10 protein-coding genes are annotated in these 18008 nt (G+C 38.3%); 5 read left to right on the plus strand and 5 right to left on the minus strand.

Annotated elements, in window-relative coordinates:
* The 4 genes from DFQ12_RS12605 to DFQ12_RS12620 form a co-directional block, all read right to left on the minus strand.
* Positions 1 to 798 (minus strand): hypothetical protein, encoded by a 798-nt coding sequence (locus DFQ12_RS12605; RefSeq protein ID WP_120259421.1) that lies wholly within the window; start codon positions 796 to 798, stop codon positions 1 to 3.
* A complete protein-coding gene (locus DFQ12_RS12610) occupies positions 798 to 1886 on the minus strand; it encodes a response regulator (protein ID WP_120259422.1) in 1089 nt (362 codons plus the stop codon). The genes DFQ12_RS12605 and DFQ12_RS12610 overlap by 1 nt, the downstream gene beginning before the upstream one ends.
* A complete protein-coding gene (locus DFQ12_RS12615) occupies positions 1879 to 4176 on the minus strand; it encodes a sensor histidine kinase (RefSeq protein ID WP_120259423.1) in 2298 nt (765 codons plus the stop codon). The genes DFQ12_RS12610 and DFQ12_RS12615 overlap by 8 nt, the downstream gene beginning before the upstream one ends.
* A gap of 697 nt (positions 4177 to 4873) precedes the next feature.
* Complete coding sequence (locus DFQ12_RS12620; protein WP_120259424.1) at positions 4874 to 5692, minus strand: hypothetical protein; 819 nt, start codon at positions 5690 to 5692, stop codon at positions 4874 to 4876.
* 303 nt (positions 5693 to 5995) lie between these two features.
* Between DFQ12_RS12620 and DFQ12_RS12625 the strand changes: the two genes are divergently transcribed.
* From DFQ12_RS12625 to DFQ12_RS12635, 3 genes are all read left to right on the plus strand, one after another.
* Positions 5996 to 6304, plus strand: coding sequence for a helix-turn-helix domain-containing protein (locus tag DFQ12_RS12625; RefSeq protein ID WP_120259425.1), 309 nt, complete (start codon positions 5996 to 5998; stop codon positions 6302 to 6304).
* A gap of 87 nt (positions 6305 to 6391) precedes the next feature.
* Positions 6392 to 7840 (plus strand): DUF3945 domain-containing protein, encoded by a 1449-nt coding sequence (locus tag DFQ12_RS12630; protein ID WP_120259426.1) that lies wholly within the window; start codon positions 6392 to 6394, stop codon positions 7838 to 7840.
* A gap of 16 nt (positions 7841 to 7856) precedes the next feature.
* The gene (locus tag DFQ12_RS12635; RefSeq protein WP_120259427.1) at positions 7857 to 9941 is read left to right on the plus strand and encodes a type IA DNA topoisomerase; all 2085 of its coding nucleotides are present in this window, start codon (positions 7857 to 7859) and stop codon (positions 9939 to 9941) included.
* Between the two features lie 166 nt (positions 9942 to 10107).
* Here the strand turns inward: DFQ12_RS12635 and DFQ12_RS12640 are convergent, their stop codons facing one another.
* Entirely contained in the window at positions 10108 to 11862 is a 1755-nt protein-coding gene (locus DFQ12_RS12640; protein ID WP_120259428.1) for a hypothetical protein, read from the minus strand.
* Positions 11863 to 12080: 218 nt separating this feature from the next.
* Here DFQ12_RS12640 and DFQ12_RS12645 point away from each other — a divergent pair, with 218 nt between their 5' ends.
* Complete coding sequence (locus DFQ12_RS12645) at positions 12081 to 12515, plus strand: DUF1896 domain-containing protein (RefSeq protein WP_120259429.1); 435 nt, start codon at positions 12081 to 12083, stop codon at positions 12513 to 12515.
* Positions 12505 to 18006 (plus strand): N-6 DNA methylase, encoded by a 5502-nt coding sequence (locus tag DFQ12_RS12650; RefSeq protein ID WP_120259430.1) that lies wholly within the window; start codon positions 12505 to 12507, stop codon positions 18004 to 18006. Before DFQ12_RS12645 ends, DFQ12_RS12650 begins: the two co-directional genes overlap by 11 nt.
* Positions 18007 to 18008 lie beyond the last annotated feature (2 nt).

An 18008-nucleotide genomic window follows, 5' to 3' on the forward strand; every position in this document is an offset into this window, starting at 1 on the left:
CTAAATTACCTGAGGTAAAATTTTTGATCCAGGCCATGTACCTGCTATTTTGTTATGAAATCCGAAATGCTGGGCTAAAGCACCAAAATATGGCTTCATTATTCTATCTTGTGCTTGTCTTATGAGTTTAATATATATAGGTTCTCTCTTAAGTTGTCTCCATAAGTCTGGTGTGAAATTTGACATAACAAAATCAAGGCCTAAGATGAAATCCATGGGATAATGCATAAGCCTTGGCATATCTAGAATTAAGGAATTGCCAAAATTTTTATCAGTATAAGCACCTAATTTTCTACCGCCATAATGAAAATGATAACTAGGATGGACTTCGTTTGAAGGATTTGCTCCTTTTAAATCCCTATCGAGGTGATAAGTGAAAATATGTTGCTTCATGCCGCGTGAAAAACCCTCTATTACGACATTAAATTCCAGTCTTTTGAATGGATCTATAAACTCGTGTCCACTTTTATCGAATTCCCCCACGACGTCGACGCTGAATTGCAATGTAGCTTTTTTAACAGATTTAGGATATTGGATACTGCTTGAAGTATCTACAAATAAAGTGAAATTTTTTATTGCATAACCCCAACTATATGGAGTGCTAATTTCTGGAAGTTCCTTTTTACTTTCGTCCACGAATGAAGGCAAATGCTTTACATCTCTAAGAGTTTTGACAGCCCTATCAATTGAATCAAGCGATTTTTTTTCAATATTAACTTTATTTAGGGCTATTTTTAGAGAAGACAATTCATCAGCTAGTTTATTTCTAAATTCTAAATTGCTTTTATCAATATTCATTAATCAATCTTTCTTCTTTGTGAATTAAATGATTCTAACTGCTCAGGATAAATTTTTATTCCTTTTTTTTCTGCAATATGAGGAAAGGCAACCATGCCGTACATCGAAACGTATTTATAATCTTGCCATGGCAATGGTTCAATCCTATTATCTATTTTAAAAGAATCGAAAGGATCTACCGGTAATTCCGTGATTTCACAGACATTCCAAAAGTTAGAACTCGAGGAGAATTCCAACGGTTGGGCTTCAGTTAATCCAGTTAATTTAGTGACCTCTTTTAGGAGTATAACCCTTTCTTCAGAATCTAAACTGGCGAGATTTTCATTGGTCAGTTCTTCGAACTTGTCTAAAACGAGGTCGTTCCACCATCTTTTCCAACTTTCAGAAAATATTCCTGAATATTTAGCACTATGAAAAATATCTACCAATTTCGACCAATCATGCGAATGGGAAATATCTATTCCTAGACGAGCTGCTAGAGTAGGTTCATTTATTAGTATACCGCCAGGTTTAACGATACCTTTAAAAATATATCTTGCAATTTCGTGAATAGGAGGATTTTCTTCGTTAATAAACCTGGAGAGAATGCGTTGATCAATATCCTGATAGTTCCTACCCAAAAGCTTGTTGAAATCCTTTGGAGATTCGGTTATTGATTTATATGCGGTAATTATTGCCTCAATTTTTTGTATTGTAAGGTCATTAATTTCATCTTTTATAAAGGTCCAGTCAAAGAGATCATGACTAGTAAAATCTTTAAGATAGGATTGATTAATGCGGTCTTCAGTAGAACACAAAATTATAGGCAAGTTCGGGACCTTTTCTTCAGTTGCCAATGTACGTATCATTTGGGCAAGCGGAGGAGCTTGGTAATATACCTTAATACCGTCTTCTTGTTCGCCATCTAGCTTTAAGTCTAGAAATATTGCATCGTAATCTTTTAATATAGATTCTATATGCTGAATTTCTGTTTCAAATGCAACAGGTTTAAAACGAGTTATTTTTAATGACCCAAGAGTTTCGAGCTTTTGTATAATTGATTTTACTAAAGCTTCTTTTTCATCGTCAAGGTAGAAAATATTATACATTGTTTTTTTGTTTTGGTAATTCTATTCGGATGGTTGTCTTAAAATCATTAGAGGACTCTGCCACGTAGATTTTACCTCCGTATCCTTCAATTATATCTTTAACAATTTTAAGGCCCAATCCGGTACCTATCGCTTCTTGTATCTCATTAGCATCGACGCCTGTGGGTGAGCTGGTAGTGAAAAAAGCATTAAAAATATCATTTTTGTCTTTATCTGGAATTCCAATACCATTGTCCATAAACTCAACATAAACAATTTGATCTGTCTTACCAGCTACTATCGATATTCTACCGTTAGTTCTAGCTTTGTTGATAGCTTTTTTAGCGTTAGTATAGAGATTGAATAAGATGGATGCCCATTCAGAAATATGCATTGGACAAGTAAATAAGTTGTAGCCATGAAAGATTGGACCGACTAACTCAATTTTGCTTCGACGTAAATCCGGAAGAATATTAGATAAGAATTTTTGGATTGGAATTCTTAGTTCTATTGGTTCTAATTCTCTATTTACGTTATTTGAGATGGCATCTCTAAAATATGAAGTATAAACATTTAGAGCACTGATGTTTTGTAATAATCTCTCTCCAGTTATTTTTCCAGCATTACTATTAATAGTGGCAGTCAAAAATTCAGCATCATATTTTAATGCTGGTTGATAATGATCGATTTCATGAATAAATTCGCCAATCGCTTGGCCTAAGCCGGCGAGTATTCTTAATAATTGAATTTCTTTTAATAGCTCCTTTGTTTTAACTTCTAATTCTACTCGTTCAGATTTAGTAGTTTCTTCAATCTCCACTAGAGATTGTTCAATAACTTTTAATTTTTCAACAATCTCTATTTTACGATTTGAACCTGTACTAGCTTCATTATTATTTGAAATATTAATGATCTCTTCGACTTGAGATTTAACATCTTTAATAATATCACCCGAAAATTTTCGTTCAAAATCTTTCTGCCCTGCTAGTCCTTTACGGTCCCTAAAAGATGAAACTTTAATCGCGACATCTGTAATTACCTTGTAAACAAAATCTCTAAGTTCTTCTAATGCCTCATTCTCTAAAAGACCTTCTCTACTTGATTGTTCTTGAAATAACTCTCCTTCTTTGTCAACAACCTCTACAAAGCCAAAATAATTCATATTACCGTGGGGAGCAATTATAGTATTTCTCACTACTGATGCGTCCAATCTTAACCAATCATTATTTGGTTCTCCATAGGGTAAAACCCGAAACCCGTTTCTATAAAGTCTAATCCCTCCATTTTTTCTAGCGTTTTCCCTTACATGCTTTTCAACTCCTTTTGGTATGTATCCAGAATTCCAAATAAAATAGTACGCTTTAAAATGAACGTTTTTTAATTTTATATAAGGTATATCTCTTTCTTCCTTACCGATTAAAATTACGTCCTCATCAATGTTTAATTTTTCGCTCTTGAAAGAATAGAATCCTTGACCATCATTGTCCACGTATCCTTCAATTTGCGCAAGCGCATGTTGAAAGAAAGCACTCTCTTCATCAATTAATATAGTAGAATCTTTGTAAAAATCAACCTTGAAGCCAGGATCGCCTTGGCTTTGTTCTAATCTTGTAGAAAGCGGGAATGGTTGCAATAAATCAGAAATAAAAGTAAAGGTTTTTTTTATCATCGCTAAGGACCAAATGTCTCGAACCTCATCAATAATAAGTGTCGTTCCTTCTTCTTTAATTTTGTCTATCTCATCCACATTGTTAGAGATAAGGAATAAATCACCATCAATCTCGTACTTATCCCAATCTACCTGAAGCTTTAACGCTTTTGGAGAAAGTTGGGTTTGAGTTATTATCGTTAGCTTTTTACCTATCCGTTGCGTTGAAAATCTACCAATTCCTTTTTGTCCGGCTCTTACTCTTTTGAATTTCGTAGATTTAGGATTATGAATTTTATCGGTTGAAGATATTGTCATAAACCCTTTAATAAGCTGATCACGATCCATCCCTAAGCCATTGTCATTAATTATTATTTGACCATTTGGATTGTCCGTTTTATTAAAGCTGATTGTCACACTAGTGGCATCAGCGTCATAGGCATTCTTTACTAGCTCAGCAACTGCCGTTTCATGGCGGCCAACAAGCTCCCTACCAAGACGATTTATCATCCCAGCATCTACCGAGAAACGTAAAGTATTATTATCTAACGATGCTAATTCATGCGATAGCTTTAGAATAACAGAATTATCAGAGTCTTTTTTTGTTAATTCTCTATTTAATTCTTCTTTTAGTTCCTCTATTGTACGGTTATTTTCAGGCATCAAAATTTCTTAGTTTGCTAAAATACCAATTTAATGACAATTGTTCCAATTCCATTGAAATTTATTTGAATTTGAGAAAATTAATAGTTCGTGCCTAGAAGTGGAAAGTAGGAGTACTGGTGAAGAGTATGCGGATCAAATATGTTGCAAAGCTGTTGGGGTATGCTTCGGTAAAGCATACAGAAGTTTATGCTAAGATCCATAATGCCGAATTGGACAAGGCAATGGGAGTATTTGACAGGCATTAATATCTTTCATCTAGTGTTAAATTAGGGATGCAGGAAATAGTTTTGTTCACCCTGTATGTGCCCTTTTTCTGGCAATTGCTTTTGTGGCTTTTGTACACGGAATGGTGCACCATATTACAGAGTGAATAGTTAATACAAGAGCGTTTCATTCTGAAATATTTACCTATTGTTGTATCTACGGGAAATAGAAAACCTGCAAGTTTTTGGCTTGCAGGTTTTTGGCATTTAAATTCTGTGATTCCGCTGAGAGGGGATCAATTTTTTATTAAAATACGCCTTAATAGGCTTTAATCGTCGTTTTTAAAATTGGGTAAGCGAAAGGGTAACCATAATCTTTAAACTACTTTAGTTTGTTTTGAAGAACAAATTTGTGTTTTGCAAAAACAAAGATTAAGTTTCTCTTTAGCAAAATGCCCTTGGTATTTTTTTAAACAATAGTTAGTTTTTGACTATCGCAAATTTAGTAAATCCTTTTTGGGTACAAGTTTAAACTTATCGACGATTTCATAGCTTGGTTCTTTGGTTTCTAATGCTGCCTTTTCAGCTAGAGCTTCATTAGATAATCTCTCATTAAGCATCGACTTAGCACTTGTGCTCAATTTATCTGTCAGCTTGGAAACTTTGAATACATCGACAAAGGGAGTCAAAGGAACAGAATGTAAACTAATTAACCTTTTCGATGAGAATTCATCATTACTGCCATATGTCTTATTGCTAGCGTCAACAAAATAGGAACCCTGTCCTTCAATTTTTTGCTCAGCATAGACTTTGCTTGTTAAAGTACAGAGATTGACATGATCGACATACTCAACAATATAGCCTTGATTCTTTAGTACTCTAGCATAAAATAAAGCTTGACTTTGTACCTCAGAATCGGCGGCAAAGCTCGGTGCTCTATAATCTAGCACATCTTCCACTATAACCTCTAGCATATAGTTGGTAGCTACATTTACATTTATAATCGCTAAATATTTAGCTGAAGTAACAGTTGATTTATTGACCATCGTACTGAACAAGATTTCATTGTTGTAAATGGGTTCAATCTTTTCTATTTGACTAGCTTTTAAGATTGGAAAGTAATCAAATTCATCTTTTTTACCTTCCTTATAATAAATGATAGAGCCAATAAGTTGCTCAGGTTTAATATTGGTGTTAAAGGATATAAATGTTGCATTTTTAAATGCACTTTCAGCTTTTGCCTGTTCCTGTTGCGTAAAAGCATTAAAACAAATCAGGAGCAGAGCGCTAATTAAAATTAATCTTTTCATGATGTTTAAGTTTAATAAAATAGTTAAATGCAATATAATCAATATTTAACTAATGCAAAAAAATTAAATTTTCAAATTTTTATTAAAGATTTTAATGGTTAAGTTTTGCAGATTATTGAAAAGCTGAGGAGACTTTGATTCTCATAGATATCAAATAAGATTAATTATCTACCATCTATTATAAATCCTGATGGCCTAGCCTTTGTTTTGCTAATTTATTTTTCCACAGTTGGATGTATCTGTGGAAAGCAATCTCCCCATTATTCCAAACTTCACGACATGAAACATTAAAGTAACCATGTCATGAATATAGATCGACTTGAATTTAATTCCTGGATGGAGCGGATTATGTCCCGCTTTGATATCCTCAAAGAATGCATAAATGAAATTCACCTGCAACGTAATGGCGTGGATGGTGAAGAACTTCTCGATAACCAGGACGTACTACTAATGCTGAAGATCAGTAATCGTTCCTTACAGCGATATCGATCATCCGGTAAGCTTCCTTATTACACCATTAGTGGTAAGCTGTATTATAAGCTAACGGACGTGCAACAGTTCGTTAGAGAAAGTTTCAATGTACCACTTCAACGTACAAAGGACAACCAATGACAAATAATGCCAACAAAGGACGGCTTCAGAATACCATTAGATGATCATCCTATTTTCGAAAATTAATAATTCTAAAATAGGAATATCATGAGTGAACAAATCAATGAAAGTCCACAGTACCCGGAACAACTTTCGGATGTACTATTAGTTCTGGATAAGGAGAAAAAGAAAATCCAGGCAGTTACCGGTATCGATCAAAACGGAAAACTTAAAACCGTTGATGCCGATAAAAAAAATCAGAGCCAATTTATGCGAGTGGATAAAAGTGGTGATATGTTTTCTAACTTCTTTTCTAATTTTTGGCGGCAACTGAAAGACCCTACCCGCTTTAATTTTTTCAAAGTTCCAGTAGAGGAAGCGGTAAACACCGCCAAAGAAATTCAAAAGCATGTCGATACTCCTTCAAAAGACGGCGAAGCTGTAATTGCTAAACATGAGGTTAAAGAGCCGAAGGAACCACAACAAGAAAGTAAAAATACTCCTCAAAATTCGGAAGTCATATCAGAAACAAGTGAATACCGATATAAGCCGGAACAGATTGATTGGGATACTATGAACAACCTGGGATTAAGTAAAGAAAGACTTGAAAAGGCTGGTGTAATGGATACCCTGTTAAAAGGATATAAAACAAATATTTTGATGCCAATAAGCCTTAACCTCGGCACAGCAGTTACACGTATGGATGCACGTCTGTCATTACAGCCAGGAGAAAACGGAGAAGTTGTGATGGCTATTCATGGTATCCGAAAAGAGCCGAATCTCAACATCCCGTTCTTCGGCCATGAATTTACCAAAGAGGATAAGGACAACCTCCTAAAGTCTGCTAATATGGGACGTGTTGTGGACCTCATCAATCCAAAAACAGGTGAAAAAATACCGTCCATTATCAGCATCGACAAACTAACGAATGAAGTTATTGCTTTAAGACGTGACTGGATAAAAATACCTGATGAGGTGAAAGGTGTAAAGTTAAATGAACAACAAAAGCACACACTACAGGATGGAGGATCAACCGTTATAGAAGGCATGATTTCCAAACAAGGAAAGCCTTTTAGCGCATCTGTGCAATACAATGCTGATAAACGGTATTTAGAATTTCTTTTCGATAGAAGTAATACAAATCAACATACCCAAAACGGGCATCAAAGTCAACAACAGGGCCAGCAGTCATTTGAAGCACCCCGGACATTTAGAGGCAAAGAACTGTCCGACAAGCAATATGAAAAGTACAATGCTGGCGTAACTGTTCACGTTGACGGTTTGATTGACAAGAAGGGTGAAAAATATCAGGGCTATATAACTTTTAATAAAGAAACTGGAAAAGAACAGTTTTCGTTTTCCGATCCAAATAAATTAAAGGAGAAAGTTAAACCTGCAGAAGCAAATAAAACACAGGTTGCCGTCAACTCCGAGGGGAAAACGAACGAAGCGACAAAAAATATCAAGGAGCCTTTAAAACCGCAACAGCAAACACCGAAAAACAATAAACAGAACGAATCAAAAGCTAATGCGAAAACCAAAGGCCCAAGAAGATAAACTAATCCGATAAAAAATGAAAGCAATTATAGCTGAAAAGCCAAGTGTGGCGAGGGAAATTGCAGCCCAAGTGGGCGCAACAGATAAACATGATGGCTACTTGTCTGGCAGTGGTTATTATGTTACATGGGCATTAGGACATTTAGTTGGATTGGCTATGCCTGAAGATTACGGCATCGCCGGCTTTCACAGGGAATCCTTACCCATTTTACCAGAACCTTTTTTATTAACAGTGCGAAGAATAAAAAAGGACAAAAATTATGTTACAGATGGTGGTGCTTTAAAGCAGTTGAAAACGATCGAACAAGTCATTGCCCAATCGAACAGTATAATAGTGGCGACCGACGCTGGAAGAGAGGGCGAACTCATTTTTAGATATATCTATGAATACCTTAAATGTAGTAAACCATTTCAACGTTTATGGATAAGTTCGCTTACTGAAAATGCTATTAAGAAGGGCCTGGAAAATCTGAAATCTGGTAGCGATTTTGAAGGGCTTTATAGGGCAGGGAAAGGTCGTAGCCAGGCTGACTGGTTAGTAGGAATCAATGCTTCGCAAGCATTAAGTATAGCCGCAGGCCGAGGTATATATTCGCTAGGCCGGGTACAGACACCAACCCTTGCCCTAATTTGCAAGCGGTATATAGAAAACAAAAATTTCTCAGTTAAAAAATATTTCCAAATACAACTGGATCATTTGAAAGAATTTGTGGGCTTTAAGAGCGTTTCCAAAACCAAGTGGGATGACAAAAAGCTAGCTGACGATACACATAAATCTATTATGCGGTCGGGAGTAGTTACCGTTATGTCTGTAGAAAACAAGACGGTTTCAGAGCAACCGCCTTTATTATTTGATCTTACAGGATTACAAAAAGAAGCCAATAAACGGTTAGGGCTTTCTGCTGAGGAAACCTTGAATATTGCGCAAAGTCTGTATGAAAAGAAATTTATTACTTATCCACGAACTGGAAGTAAATACATTCCCGAGGATATGTGGACGGAAATTCCAGCGCTGGTTAGGACTTTGGACGCAAAAGTATCCTGCAGGGAAGCCGTTGGCAAAGTAAATTGGGGGCGTTTCAATAAACGTATCGTAAATGATTTGAAAGTAACAGATCATCACGGGTTACTTATAACCGAAAAAGTCCCATCTGGTTTGTCGGCAAAAGAAGATAAGATTTACGACATGATTGCAATACGTTTGCTAGAGTCGATATCATTACTTTGTTCCAAAGAAGCTACTGAAATCACGTTACGAGTACTACATTACGATTTTACAATTAAAGGCTGCAAAGTTTTAATACCAGGCTGGCGTGGTATAAGGGGCAATTTTACAGAAGACGATAATGAGCCGATTAATGAGTTGCCAGAGTTGGTGGTTGATGATGTTTTGAAAATAAAAAATGCTGAAGTGCTGGATAAAAAGACGAAACCACCCTCACTTTATACAGAAGCGGATTTGCTATCAGTAATGGAAAATGCAGGCAGGGAAATAGTGAACGAGGATGAACGTAAAGCTCTGCAGGGTATCGGAATTGGAACTCCAGCCACTAGAGCTGCCATAATCGAAACGCTTTTTAAAAGGGAGTATATCAAGCGCGAAAAAAAAATCCTTCTTCCTACAGACAAAGGGTTGCAGGTGTACGAAGCTGTAAAGGATAAAAGAATCGCTGATGTTGCCATGACAGCTGAATGGGAGATGGCCTTGCAAAAGATTGAGAATTGCCAAGCAGATGCAACGGATTTTCATCATTCGATGGAAGCCTTCACATCATCAGTTACCCAGGAGCTTTTGAGCATAAGCATTGAAAACCAAAATCAGCCGGATTTGGTCTGTCCGAAATGTAAAGCACAAAAATTGCTCATCCGGGAAAAGGTCGTGAAATGTCCGAGTGAGGATTGTAATTGGCTTCAATTTCGCAATATGTGTGGGGTAAACCTGAGCCTTGATGAAATAAGCAATCTCGTAAATAAAGGAAAAACTAGCCTTATAAAAGGCATGAAAAGCAAATCCGGGAAAAAATTTGAAGCTTATATTATTTTAAATGGTTATTGCGAAAGTTCATTTGAGTTTGAAAATATTAAATATAAAAAGAAATAGACTAGAACAAATCGATTTGTGCGAAAAGCACTGTGACAAAGGTATATTCCCAATATCTCAGATATTTTAGGAATATACCTTTGTCGCAATTCTTATCTGAAGTTTGTAAGACTAAATATTATTATCGACAGAATTTTGAGGACAATACCCTGACCGTTTATCTTTTTTAACTGAAAATACTTCTTATCATTTGTTTTATTGTTCCATTCTCTAATTTTAGTCCGAGAGGTTTTGAAATATCTTGTCCTTCAGATAAGTGTAAAGATGTATTGTATATAATTCCTAACAAGAAATATGTTTCGGGAATATGTATTCCAATACTTTGTGCAAAATTAAGTTTGTTTTTAGTACCATTAGTAGTTAAAAATTTGGTTTTGTTCAAAGGGTCAGTAATTAATTCATAAATCAGTTTTTCTATTTGAACTCTAACTCCAAAGCATATAGCTAACGGGTCAAAGGTGTCATTCTCGAACAGATACCTGCGTACCTCTCTTTGTATTTTCTTGAAAAATAGTTCTGGTTTAGCCCAGTCTGCATTAAGTTTAAGCGCTTTGAACTCATTTGTAAAGTCCGCCTTGTCAATTGTAGGATGATAGTGAAAGTAATATTCGTCCACCTGACTTTGGATAGTATGATCTTCTCGTTTATAAATAATCTTCAGGATATTCTGATTAGACTTTATATTCGGCTCTTTTAAATAACTCACTTTAATCTTTGTGTCGTTAAAACAGAAATGATTAAAAAATAATGGATCAAGATGCGTTAATAAGATAGGAAATATTCTACGCTTATTCTTTTTCATTTCATCGATGAAAGTTGAAATATAATATTGAAAAGTTATTAGATTAGCATCATCCAAGTAATCAAAAATTTCATCAATAACAAGGATGCAATCTTTTTTCTTGAAATTCTGCCTAGACTTTATTAGTAGCGTAATAAAGGTTAAAATATCTCTTTGTCCATTTGATATTTCATGAGCCTTTGGCCATTTTACTACTAAGCTGTTCCCTTCAACTTCTGGTTTAATATCAAACCTTTCTTTTACTGGATTAAATGATTGAATTGTTTTTGCGCAATCATCTTTTGCATCAAGATAATAAAGGTATTTGCAAGCTTTTTTGAAATTTACCCCCATAGCATTTTTAACTGTGAGTATTTGCCACGCTGTAAGGTATGCGTCTATTTCATCTTTAACTTCTGGAAAACCAAATGAATTTACTAAGTCCGCAAGTTTTTTAAACTCGTTCAATTCTTTAAAAGACTGTAAAATGTTAGTTAGAATCCATTCTTTGATAGAATTCCCAGTTCCCTTTTGGTCATTTATAGCTAACAAAGCATGCTCAAATGCATTTTTGTATGACTTTAAGTCAAATCGAGTAAAGTCTACATCCTTTTCAATTTTAAAAAACAAATATCCACAACTAAAAAGATCGGTTACGTTATTCAAAATTTTACCACCATTAATTCCAAATTTTGACTTCATTCTAGCTGAATTATAATCAAAAGAAACCTTTGTTGGTATGGTTTTAATTAAAGTCGTTGGCGATATGTCTAGTGTGGTTTTAGCAAATGGTCTTCCGCCAAAGGATTGAACAACTGATTTAGGTTTGGTCTGATTATTTATAACAAACACATCGAAAAAGTCTGAAATTGTATTTTGGGTATCATCAGCAATAAGTATTTCACCAGTTGTTAAAATCAGTTTTAATATAGGTCTATTTCTGGTATCTTTTAAAAAGTAGTTGTTATCGTCTAATTCTATTTTGTTGCTTCTTAAAGAATCAAACGCGATTGCAAAAGAGCTTTTCCCAAAGCCGTTAGGAGCGACTAATATATTTGGTTTATTAGGCACGAGATCAAGAGCGAACAATTTATGACCAATGCCTTTTATGTTAGTTAATTCAATTGTTTTTATATTCATTTTTCAATAAATCTAGTTTCTATAGATCGGTTTTATAACCTAAGATTTAATTAATTAAATTTTAACTTTTTTGATGTATTCAAAAGTACAAATTAAATCATTCAATATTTCACTTTAGGCAAATTCTGCCATTCAGAGCCAACCTCAACCACAAAAATGGTAGGGGTTGGCTATACTAATATTTTAGCTACTCATTGAAAATTTTAAACAAAATCAATATGAGTACACAACAAAAAGACCTCTCTTATTTTACTCTAAGGTTACAGGAATTATTAAGCACAAGCTTTCCCGAAAAAGCAAACGACCGCAAGTTTATTGAGCAACGTTCCAAGCGGGCGGAGAATGCGTATGAGGGTGCATTTCGTTCGGGCAATCCTATAGAGCAATGCGACCATATCGCAGATAGTATACTTATTGAGGAACTTCACTTCTCCAAGTTTGATACAGTGTTTCAAGTGGTTTGCAATGAGTTTAGCAATGTCATGTTAGACGAGGAACTGCGTCCGTTTGCACTAAAGATGCTCCCTATATGCGAACCCGTATTTGCCACATACGTGCTGACTGATGACTTCGCATACACCACAGAACACGACCTGCTATACACGGAAATCACGGGAATCATAGCCATTCATATCGAGGACTATGGCATTTAACCAGCGTGAACACCTGAAGCAAAATATTGAGGCGTTGAGGATAATGTTCAGGTTGGAAAAAGAAAAACGCCTGGCTACCGAAAGCGAACGGCAACAGCTTTCGCTGTACAGCGGTTTCGGTGGGCTGAAATTTATATTAAACCCTGCAGAACACCCAACGGATATAAAGCAATGGAAAGATTACGAGCGCAGCTACTTTGTGCAAACACAGGAATTGCACCGAGTACTGAAAGAATATGCAGGGGACGAAAAGCAATACAAGCGGTATGTGGATAGTATGCGTAGTTCAGTGCTTACGGCATTCTACACACCACCTGAAATTATCAATACCCTGTCGGATGTTTTCAGAGAAAACGACATAGCCATCCAAAAGTTTTTGGAACCCTCAGCAGGTGTGGGTGGGTTTATCCGGTCTTTGGCCGATAACGACTTACAGCAGGTGACAGCTTATGAAAAAGACCTGCTAACGGGCAAAATACTCAAACAGATTTTTCCTGACCGTAATATCCGAATAAGCGGATTTGAAGAAATACCCGAACGTGAACTGGGCAGTTATGACGTAGCTGCCAGCAACGTTCCATTTGGTACAAGTTCGGTCTTTGACCTTTCCTACTCAAGGGGCAATGACCAGGCAAAGGCGCAGGCAGCAAAGGCCATTCACAATTACTTTTTTCTAAAGGGAACCGACGCATTACGGGATGGAGGTATTCTCGCTTTCATTACTTCCCAGGGCGTGCTGGATAGTCCAGGAAATAAATCGATCCGTGAGGCATTGATGGCAACGCATAACCTTGTTTCGGTTGTACGGCTACCGAATAACCTGTTTATGGATTATGCCGGAACGGAAGTAGGAAGCGATCTTATTGTGCTTCAAAAGAACATGGGCAAACAAGGTCTTTCCGAAAGGGAAAAAGACTTTTGCAATACGTTGCTAACAAAACACAATGACCATGTAAACGCCTATATGCTTTACAATGGCACAGTTGTTTTCAATGAAATTATACAATCCACCGACCTTTACGGGAAACCCTATACTGTATATGTTCATAGTGGCGGCATACAGGAAATTGGGAAAGAGGCAAAGAAAATACTGGATGGAGATTTTAAAGAATATCTGAACAAAAATCTTTACAAAGGGCTACCGCCCAATGACCCTACCGTACAGCCGGATATTATCGTAACTCCTGACCTTACGACCACGCCGCCGGCTACAAGCATCATAAGGGATGAAATAACACAACCCGCACTATTTACAACGCCTGCGGCGGCTCAACCTGTTATGAGTAAGCGACAAGGCGGCGTGACGGCGGTAGCGGATTTGCCGTCATTACGGGAAGAAGTGCAGTTGAGTTTGTTCGACCTTTTTGGAGTTGCAACACAGGCTGCCGTTATTGCAACTCCGAAAAAAAGAGTTAAGAGTAGAACCACCGTTATCAGGAAAAAAGCGGGTAACCGCACACAGCAACCTGGGCTATTTGATTATATACCCTTACACACGACGAACGAAGACACATCCATAGTTACTACTACACTACGCTCAAATACAAAACCCGAAGTACTTGGTGATTTGTTTTCCTCCATCGGTATCAACAGTAAAGGCGAAATAGAAGACATACCCAAACCTAAGCCTGGTACCGACAATAAGGTTATTGCCCAAACTGCTCCCTACTCCAGCGAACTGTTATCATTCTACAGAGATGATTGCCTCGTGATGGATAACGGTTTTGTCGGGTATTTGAGGAATGTGGATATAGAGAACGGCACAGCGATCTTTAACCCGCTTTCACTGCCTCCAGGTCAGAAAGCAAGAGCCGAAGCCTATGTAGATTTAAGGGATGTCTACAAACAACTTTACAATCAGGAGGCGCAGCTTCGTACCGAGCATAAACCGGAACGCGAAAGGCTCAACGGTCTTTATGACGACTTTGTAAAGAGGTACGGCAACCTGAACAGTGCCGACAATATCAAGCTCATCAAGACCGACAGCGCAGGGAAAGAAGTACCCTATTTGGAGCGTGTGGTGGGTGGTGTGGTGCATAAGGCAGATATATTCCACCGTCCTGTAAGTTTTTCAACGGCAACGCTCGCAACGGACAATCCTGACGAAGCTTTGGCGGCATCGCTTAACAAATATGGAATCGTTGATTTGAGCTATATGTCGGAGGTTAGTGGGATGTCCGGCGAGGATTTAAAAGATGCCCTGCATGGCCGTATCTTTTACAATCCTGTACAAAAGGGATACGAGATAGCCGAAAAATGGATATCGGGCAATGTAGTTGAAAAAGCCGAAGAAGTACTGGCGTACCTCGCCGGGCAACCTGAAGATAGAGAAGCTGCCGAAAGCCTAAAAGCCCTTGAAGAAGCGAGGCCCCGCAGGATAGAATTTGAGGAACTCGATTTTAATCTTGGTGAACGGTGGATACCTACAGGTATCTACAACCGTTTCGCATCGCACCTATTTGATGCGGAAGTTCGCATCCATTATTCCGAAAGTTCAGATGACTTTTCCATTCATTGCAACCGTAAGAATGTCCTTATCACCGAAAAGTATGCTATCCAGTCAGAAAGTAGAGCATTCGATGGGATTAACCTGCTAAAACACGCCCTTGTCAATACCACCCCTGACATTACTAAGAAAGTGATGGTCGATAATAAGGAGGTCAAGGTTCGGGACATGGAAGCCATACAAATGGCAAACACCAAAATTGACGAGATACGCAGGGAATTTTCGGACTGGCTCTATGCCCAGAACGATGAGTTTAAGCACAGGCTTACCGATAAATATAACGACACCTTTAACTGTTTTGTTCGTCCCCAGTATGATGGTAGCCATCAGGATTTTCCTGGACTTGACCGCAAGGCATTGGGTATCGAAGACCTCTACCCAAGCCAAAAGGATGCCGTTTGGATGATAAAGACAAACGGCGGTGCTATCTGTGATCATGAAGTGGGTGCTGGTAAGACACTCATCATGTGTACAGCAGCACAAGAAATGAAACGATTGGGATTGGCACATAAACCGATAATCATCGGATTGAAAGCCAATGTCCATGAAATCGCAGAAACCTATCGCAAGGCTTATCCACATGCCAAAATACTATATCCCGGCAAGGAGGATTTTACGCCGAAGAAGCGCCTACGCATTTTCGGCGATATTAAAAACAACGATTGGGACTGTATTATCCTTACCCATGACCAATTTGGGATGATACCTCAATCGCCCGAAATGCAAAAAGAAATCCTACAGGCGGAATTGGACAGTGTGGAAGATAACCTTGCGGTATTGGAAAGTCAAGGCAAAGAAGTTTCAAGGGGAATGCTCAAGGGGGTCATAGTTCGCAAACAAAATCTGGAGGTAAGACTGAAAACGCTGGAACATGACATCGAAAATCGTAAGGATGATGTTGTGGACTTTAAAATGATGGGCATCGACCACATTTTCGTGGATGAAAGCCACCGTTTCAAGAACCTCATGTTCAACACGAGGCATGAGCGCGTTGCAGGATTGGGCAATATGGCAGGAAGCCAAAAGGCATTGAATCTGCTGTTTGCCCTGCGAACCATACAGGAGCGCACAGGCAAAGACCTGGGCGCAACGTTCCTTTCAGGTACGACCATTAGCAACTCACTTACCGAACTGTACCTGCTCTTTAAATACCTGCGCCCAAAAGCAATGGAAAAGCAGGGCATCAATTGTTTTGATGCGTGGGCAGCTATTTATGCCCGCAAGACGACCGATTACGAGTTTTCGGTAGCGAACAATATCGTATCAAAAGAACGCTTCCGCTTCTTTATCAAAGTGCCGGAACTGGCGCAGTTCTATTCCGAGATTACGGATTACCGGACAGCAAAGGATATTGGCATAGACCGCCCGGAAAAGAACGAGATACTGTACCATATCCCACCAACGCCGGAGCAGGAGGTGTTCATTAAAAAGTTGATGGAGTTTGCTAAAACGGGGAATGCCGAATTGTTGGGCAGACCTCCGCTAAGCGAAAGTGAGGAAAAAGCGAAGATGCTGATTGCTACAGACTATGCTCGTAAGATGTCGCTGGATATGCGGATGATTAGCCGGAAGTACGAAGACCATCCCGATAACAAAGCGTCGCATTGTGCGGCAAACCTTGCCAAATACTATAACAAATATCAGGCGCAGAAAGGAACGCAGTTCGTCTTTTCAGACCTCGGTACTTATAAGCCGGGCGAATGGAACGTGTATTCCGAAATTAAGCGCAAGCTGGTGGAAGACCACGGCATCCCTACGCATGAAATACGCTTTATACAGGAAGCCAAGACCGAAAAGCAACGTAAGGAAATCATCTGGGATGCTAACGAGGGCAAGATTCGGGTGTTGTTCGGCTCAACCGAAATGCTGGGTACTGGTGTGAACGCGCAGAAACGGGCTGTTGCCGTTCACCATTTGGATATACCTTGGAGACCGTCTGACCTTGCTCAACGAGATGGAAGAGCAATTCGCAAAGGCAATGATATTGCCAAATTCTTTGCCGATAACAAAGTGGATATTCTCATCTATGCGGTGGAGAAATCATTGGACAGCTACAAATTCAATACGCTCTATAATAAGCAGGTGTTTATCGAACAGCTAAAGAGCAACAGCCTCGGCAAGCGTACCATTGATGAGGGCGGCATGGATGAAAAAACAGGTATGAACTACTCCGAATATGTGGCTATACTTTCGGGTAATACAGACCTATTGGAAAAAGCGAAACTGGAAAAGCAGATTGCTGGGCTGGAAAGCGAAAGGCAGGCGCACAACCGTTCCAAACTAACTTCCAAATACAGGCTGGAAGATACCCAAGCTACGTTGGAAAGTACGCAATCCCGTTTCGACCGTATGAGTCTCGATTGGGGAAACTTACTAAAGCGTATACAGAAAAACAAAGATGGGGAGATACTCAATCCTGTGCAACTAACTGGACTATTACCGAATGTCGATGTAAAACAGATTGGCGCAAAACTGAACCAGCTTTCTGAAAAAGCCCGTACCGAAGGTGAGTATGAAGAAATCGGTACTTTATACGGTTTTACCCTTTTGGTAAAAACGGAGGTTTCCCAAAAAGATGGCGTGGATATTAAAGACAACCGTTTCTTTGTGCAAGGTGAAGGCAATATTAAATACACGTACAATAACGGTAAGATGGCGACCGATGCAAAAACCGCATCGCTCAATTTTCTGAATGCGCTCGAAAAGATACCCGGTATTTTGGAGCAGGAGCAAAAGAAAATTTCGGAATTGCAAAAAGACCTTCCTATTCTTCAAGAAGTTGTAAATGGCATGTGGAAGAAAGAGCAGATATTGAGTGACCTTAAAACAGAACTAGCTTCTGTTGAACGGAAAATACAATTATCCATAAAGCCTGAAGCCGACACCGAAGCAGAAAAGACTAAACAGATCGGAAACCAGGTACAGAATAATTCGGAAGCAATAGTGCGTGTTAAAGGTATTCATCTTCCTAAGGGTATTTTGTAATA

It is taken from the genome of Sphingobacterium detergens (genome assembly GCF_003610355.1).
Lineage (GTDB): Bacteria > Bacteroidota > Bacteroidia > Sphingobacteriales > Sphingobacteriaceae > Sphingobacterium > Sphingobacterium detergens.